Origin of the sequence: Kribbia dieselivorans NBRC 106261 (assembly GCF_001552435.1) — a bacterium.
GTDB lineage: Bacteria > Actinomycetota > Actinomycetes > Actinomycetales > Dermatophilaceae > Kribbia > Kribbia dieselivorans.
The window spans coordinates 1-3659 of the sequence record NZ_BCRE01000256.1; the positions used below are offsets into that span (position 1 = coordinate 1).

The window sequence follows — 3659 nt, forward strand, 5'->3', positions numbered from 1 at the left end:
CCCTCGCCGCCGGCGGTCTCGACCTCCCCACCGCGGGTGCGCTCGGCGCACTCGTCCACGGGGTCGCCGCCGACGACGCCAACCCCGGCGGCCCGATCCGCGCGCGCGATGTCGCGCTTCACGTGCCGCGGACCGTGGCGGCACTGCTGTCACGCTGAGCATTCCGGCGCGGTGACCCATGGGCTAATCTGACCGAGTTCGGTTGGTGTTCAGGGGGATCACGATGTCGGGAAGAGTTTTTTTTGCAGTCGCAGCGCTGATCGCCGTGACCGCGTGCACGACAGACGCCGAGGCTCCTGCCTCGTCGGCCATCCAGCCCGCGGCGGAGGCACGACCCGGAGTGCGCGCCGAGATCGAGGCCGTGCACGCCCTCAGCCAGACCGTTGGTGATTTCGAGTCCCGTTTGGTCGTGGAGTGCATGCGGGAGCACGGTTTTGCGCACGCGGTTCCGAACGTACCTCCAGCGGTGACCTTCCCGAAGACCCATGGCTTCTCGCCGGCTGAGGTCTCGGGAGGTTTCCCCAAGGAATCGAGCGTCCCACCGGACCCCAATGCGGTCTATGCCAAGGCACTCTCGCCCTCGGAGCGAAAGCGATACAACAACGCCCTGTTCGGTGATCGGGATGAGTTGGTCACCCACACGCTGAACGATGGGTCGGGGGAGATCGGATCGCCGAGCAGTGGCTGCATCGCCGAGGCCGAGGCAACAATGTTCGGAGAGCCCGGGGCCGGGGCTGGCGTGATGTATCTGGCCGGGAATCTGGCCAACTCGGCGCTCTTGGCCGCGCAGGAGGACAAGGACATGGTCGCGCTCGACGCGTCCTGGTCCGAGTGCATGACGTCTGCCGGCCATGAAGGGCTCGACGAGCCGGATGCCGCGTTCGGCCAGGCGCAGCAGGCTGGGGTGCGCGTGCCGGCCAGCGTGCGCGTGGCCAAGGATTCGGCCACCTGTGAGGTGAAGGTCGACTACGCCTCTCGACGTCTGGCCATCGAGGACCGCTACCTCACCGGAATGATGGATGCCCGTGAAGGCGAGATCGTCGGCGTCCGCGACAGCCTCGACCAGGCCATCGGCCGAGCCGAAGCCGCGCTGGCCTGACGTGGGGGAGCATCGCGGCCCACTGCTCGGATGGGCAATCCTCACCGTCATCCTGTGCGTCGTCGTCGGCTACCTCACGTGGCTGACGGCGATCAGCGCGCGGGCGGAGCGCAGTGGACCCACCCCGGTCCGGGATGTCGTCGTGCCGGTGGAACGTCGCACGCTCGTCGACGACGTGCGGCTGGCCTGCACCGTCGAACGACCCGTCGTGGCTCGGGTCGCGGATGTGCGTGTTGACGGTGTGGTCTCGCGGGTGAACGTCGGCCGCGGGCAGGTCGGCAACGGGGAGGCCCTGATCGAGATCGATGGTCGGCCCATCGTGGCGATCGAAGGTCGGGTGCCGATGTTCCGGGACATCAAGGTTGGCGACGCCGGCGCCGACGTCGACCAGGTCCGTTCGATGCTTGCCGAGCGCGGCCTGGTCATCGCGCAACCGGCCCGCACTCCGTGGCGCGTCGCCGAGAGGGAGATCTGGAAGCGGCACGTGGCCGCGCTGGGATACGACGGCGGGGCCACGATCCCGCGGGATGAAATCCTGGTCGTCGAGTCGCTGCCCGCCACGGTCGCGTGGTCGGACTCCGCCCTGGGATCGACCAACCTCGACGAACTGACCCTGCGCTCGGACGATGAGCGGGTCTCGTGTCCGCTGGCCCCGGGCACACCGCCGATCGCAGCGACGATGAAGGTGCGCCTCGACGGCCAGACCACCGCGACAGCGAAGATCCGCGCGGTGTGGACCGGAGCATCGAACGCGGACGGGGGCGGTGGCTCAGACGCCGCGGCGGCCGGCGCCGACGAGGGCGGCCGCGGTGACGGAGAAGCGAACGGCTCGCTGCTCATCGACGTCACCGGGGCGAAACTGGCCGACGGCGATGCGGTGGTGGCGATCGTCGAGCGGGAGCGGGCGGCCCGACCCGCCCTTGTGGTCCCCGTCAGCGCCCTGTGGGACGGCGACGGCAGCGAGACCTTCGTGCGCGTTCGCGAGGATCCCGACGGCGGCTCGGGGAACGCGACACGCGATGTGCCGGTCAGACCCGGATTCTCCGCGAGGGGCTCGGTCGAGGTGACGCCGATGAAGGGGGCGGCCCTGAGCACAGGCGATCTGGTCGTCGTCGGGGTCACCTCCGGCGAGTCCGCGACCGCCCCGTCACCGACATGAGTGGCGGGCCGGCCCCGGCGATCGAGGCCGAACATCTCGCCCGGCGCATCGACGCGCCGTGGGGCACCGTCGATGCGTTGCGCGACGCCTCGCTGACCGTACATCGCGGGCGGAGCGCGGCCATCGTGGGTCCGAGCGGGTCGGGCAAGTCGACGCTCCTCAACATCCTTGGCCTGCTGGACACGCCCACGGCCGGGAGCCTGCGGCTGGATGGGCACGAGACCGGGGCGCTGACCGAACGCGAGCGGGGCCGCCTTCGGTCCGAGGCCATCGGGTTCGTCTTCCAGTCCTTTCACCTCGTGCCGCACAAGGACGTGCTCAACAACGTCGCGCTCCCGCTCAAGTACGCACGTGTGCCCGCCGCTGAGCACCGGCCCCGCGCTCAGGCCGCTCTGGAGACCGTTGGGCTCGGGCACCGGCTCCACAGTTCGCCGACGACCCTGTCCGGCGGGGAACGGCAGCGGGCCGCCGTCGCCCGCGCGCTCGTGCGCGACCCCGCGGTGCTCCTGTGTGACGAGCCGACCGGCAACCTTGATGCGGCCAGCGGTGAACTGGTGCTCGCACTCCTCCTCGACCTGGCCCGCCAAGGGAGTGCCGCGGTCGTCGTCGTCACCCACGACCCCGCCGTCGCCGCGCGCTGCGACGAAACCCTGACGATGAGCGACGGCGTGTTGGCCGCGGGCGGAAGTGCCACATGAACGCGTGGCGCACCGCGCTGACCGAAGCCCTCGAGGCGATCGTACGGCGGCCGGGACGGTCATCGACGACCGTGCTCGTCGTGGCCGTCGGCGTCCTGACCCTCATCGGCACCCTCGGCGTTGCCGGCAACGGCGTGCGGCTCGTCCAGGAGCGGTTCGATGCCTATGAGTCACAGACCCTTCGGGTCGAGGGATGGTCGCCGGATGAGGCCCGCGACGAGGTCGATGGGCTCACCCGGCTCCGCGCCCAGCCCGCGATCGTCGCCGCCGGCCTGGTCATGGCCCATCCGGACGGCACCGTGCCGATGGCCACCCACCCGTTGGCCACGCCGTTGCCGCGTGAGGTCTTGCTGGCCAGCCCCGAGGCCCTTGAGGCCCTGTCGGGGGAGGTCGTGCTGGGTCGGTGGTGGGACGAGGCGATGGCTCGGCGGTGTGACCCCGTCGTCGTGTTCGGTGAGGCGGTGGCGTCGCGCGCCGGTGTCGATGCGACCTGGCTGGGCCGGGCCGTGTGGGTCGGTGGGCAGCGCCGGATCCTCATCGGGGTGGTCCGGTCGCCCTCCGCGGACCCGGCGGTGCGCACACAGGTCCTCGTGCCGTACTCCGCCGAGTGTGACCGACCGGCCGGCGCGGCCGCCCCGGTCGTCATTGCCCGCACCACGCGCGGCTCGGCCACCGACGTCGCGCGCGTCGCCCCGGCAGCCTT

At 71.0% G+C, this 3659-nt stretch carries 4 protein-coding genes; all 4 read left to right on the plus strand.

Translation table 11 applies throughout. The features are described 5' to 3' along the window. The first annotated feature begins 340 nt into the window (after positions 1-340). Entirely contained in the window at positions 341-1099 is a 759-nt protein-coding gene (locus KD1_RS15540; RefSeq protein WP_068403428.1) for a hypothetical protein, read from the plus strand. 1 nt (position 1100) lies between these two features. Further along, positions 1101-2258: a hypothetical protein gene (locus KD1_RS15545; RefSeq protein WP_068403430.1), complete on the plus strand. Its 1158-nt coding sequence runs from the start codon at positions 1101-1103 to the stop codon at positions 2256-2258. After that, entirely contained in the window at positions 2255-2956 is a 702-nt protein-coding gene (locus KD1_RS15550) for an ABC transporter ATP-binding protein (protein WP_068403432.1), read from the plus strand. The genes KD1_RS15545 and KD1_RS15550 overlap by 4 nt, the downstream gene beginning before the upstream one ends. Next, positions 2953-3659, plus strand: a 707-nt coding sequence (locus tag KD1_RS15555) for an ABC transporter permease (RefSeq protein WP_157073416.1), incomplete at its 3' end; no start/stop codon positions are given. The genes KD1_RS15550 and KD1_RS15555, both read left to right, overlap by 4 nt.